Source organism: Bradyrhizobium sp. BRP19 (genome assembly GCF_020194195.1).
Lineage (GTDB): Bacteria > Pseudomonadota > Alphaproteobacteria > Rhizobiales > Xanthobacteraceae > Bradyrhizobium > Bradyrhizobium yuanmingense.
Window position 1 is genome coordinate 1 of record NZ_JADYVZ010000126.1, and the last position, 442, is coordinate 442.

Consider the following 442-nt stretch of genomic DNA (forward strand, 5'->3'; position numbering starts at 1 on the left):
GCGGATGCCGGTGTGGTTCGAGCAGGCGATCGACCAGCGTCTGCAGGCGGTCGGATTCCTTGATGATGACTTGCGTGTACTCGCGCAGCGAACGTTCCGGCAGTTCGAACTCCAGCAACTGCGCCGCGCCGCGAATGCCGCCCAACGGATTCTTGATCTCGTGTGCCAGATTGCGGATCAGCTCTTTGTTGGCGGAGGTCAGGTCCAACAGGCGCTCTTCGCGCTCGCTGCGAATCTTCTGCTCGTTGGGCAGCAGCTCAAGCAGCACTGACGCAGGCGCAAAGTCGAGTGCGCCCACGACGGCGTGCGCGTGCAGCGGTTCGTGGCCCAAACGGTCGAGCGAGACGTCGCGCCGCTTGGCATCGAATTGGCGGGCTGCCACGGTGGCAATCATCTCGGCCAGTTCGGACGGGTCGGCAAACAGCTCGTACAGCGACATCTC

At 63.3% G+C, this 442-nt stretch carries 1 protein-coding gene; it reads right to left on the reverse strand.

Going from position 1 to position 442, the window contains the following annotated elements; genetic code table 11:
• Positions 1-442: histidine kinase dimerization/phospho-acceptor domain-containing protein (locus tag I6F36_RS38810; protein WP_276573759.1), on the reverse strand; the 442-nt coding region annotated here is incomplete at both ends.